Genomic DNA, 1,976 nt, shown 5'->3' with positions numbered 1-1,976 from the left:
AAACGGTTAAGAACCAATTAACTCATCAGTTGAGGATTCTATATGTATGCTACCACACAGAGTCAATCTTTGGCAAGTATCTTGTACAGCAAAGCCGCCGTCGCGCGGATTTGTGGTTGCTCTCACCAAATTATTGCCAGGGTTGAAAKTTGGTGGAAAGTAATTTTTGTTGTTTTCAAAAAGGGTCACGGGTTGAGACCCAAGTTTGTCAGTAAAAAATCTTTTCATCAAAACTTCCAAACCTTCAGGAAACGCCACACCGGGAAGCTAGAAATATACCCCCACAATGAACCCTATAAATTTGCTGTTGTTAATCCCCAGGGAGACACCTATGAAGTGTCCATCGAAGAAGAGGAAATAACTTGCACTTGCCAGGATTTTGATTTCCAGAGTAAAAGCCGTGATGTACTTACCCTAGAAACCGGAACGCGCTGGATTCCCAAGTGTAAGCATATTCACAAAGTATTAGAACTTGGCGATAGGGAGGAGCTTAGAGATTTGATCAACTCTGAAGGGGGTGTTGAGTTTGACGCAGACGACAACTGGTTAATCAGTGATGATTGGGTCAGTGATTATGAATACTCCCAAGTGCCACCCAACTGGTAATTTTCGGTAACTTCCAGGAAGGTGATTAATCCCTCCCTTCACCCAACCTCGCCAACACAACGACTAAGGAATCCATCATGACCACCACTATCTATAAAAAACTGTTAACCGTCCGAGCCTCAATCTCCGGTCTAAACAAAAGCGGGTACAACAAATTTAAGCAGTTTCATTGCTCGACTAATGTTTATTTTTTCAAAAAAAAAAAATAGCCCAGCCCGTCAGCGCTCCAGGGGGTTGACAAGCCGAGCGAATCGGGATATGATGGAGTCATATCTTAGATAATGGGAGGCATGACTTTAMTAAAAAAATTGCAAATATCCMATTATATAATATAGTAGCAGAAGCGCCGCCCAAAAGCAAGGGTTCCCCAAAAAAAAGTGGCGCGGGGGCGCAAGGATAANTTTTTTTTTTANTTTTTTGGGATAAAATTACCTGTAGGGGCGGGTGCGCGATCRGCCACACACCTCACCAGCCAACTACCTACACCCGCCCCAGAGTGCTGTAGGGGCGGGCGGGTGCGCGATCAGCCACACACCTCACCAGCCAACTTTCTACACCCGCCCCTGGCTGCGCGTAGGGTGCGTCACATCCAATCAGCCACTGGGAAAGGAAAACGAAAAACTTGCTGATGTGACGCACCTTCTGAGGCCATAAGACACACCGGGAACTATATACACCCGCCCCCACGCCATAAAACACACCGGGAACTATATACACCCGCCCCTAGGGTTCTGCATGGTAGTGTTACCTGGGTTAAAATTGAATTTGGGCTGTTAGACATCCTTGCGAAACAACAACTAAAATTTGTATCGTATCGAGGCCGAAGCCTCCCATTTTTTTGGAACACGCCACCCGGAGCAGAATGGCGAGGTTATTGGTCTATCCTTAAATTTGACGACTAACTAACATAGACTAACCCCCAACCAAGAAGCGATCGCTCAAGAGGTAACCGATCGACCCTTAAACTCAAAAACCGCCCCGGTGCAATCCGGCCGCGGTTTCTTTTGTAAAGTGCAACTACTTGCAGTTATTTTGGTTCGCTAGGTAGCTATCAGCGAACTCAGTTAAAACCCTCCGCAGTTCTCGCTTAGGTATAACCGCAAGTTTGTCTTTTAAATCCTGAGCTACTCTAATGCCAAACAGTATATTCGCGGGTTGAGATCCTTCCTGTTTGAGCTTACTTGGATTCTTGTCTGWGAAAAAGTTGGGATTGCCAACTCGATCATAAACGCCTCTTCTGCCTCTTTTCATTTTTTTACCCTCTGTAAAGTTTTGTAAACAATTGCACGTTTTCGGTACTATTGTGTATAATCTTATCAGAGGGATAGGGAAAGAGCCGTTGCATCGGCTCTGACCCATCAAATCTCTCA

Annotated in this window: 1 protein-coding gene; it reads left to right on the top strand. The window is 45.3% G+C overall.

The features are described from left to right. Positions 1-42: 42 nt before the first annotated feature. Positions 43-606, top strand: coding sequence for a hypothetical protein (locus tag B9T16_RS28125; protein ID WP_410246330.1), 564 nt, complete (start codon positions 43-45; stop codon positions 604-606). Positions 607-1,976 lie beyond the last annotated feature (1,370 nt).

Source organism: Arthrospira sp. PCC 8006 (genome assembly GCF_046480465.1).
Classification (GTDB): domain Bacteria; phylum Cyanobacteriota; class Cyanobacteriia; order Cyanobacteriales; family Microcoleaceae; genus Limnospira; species Limnospira platensis.
This window is presented reverse-complemented; position numbering and strand designations above follow the sequence as displayed.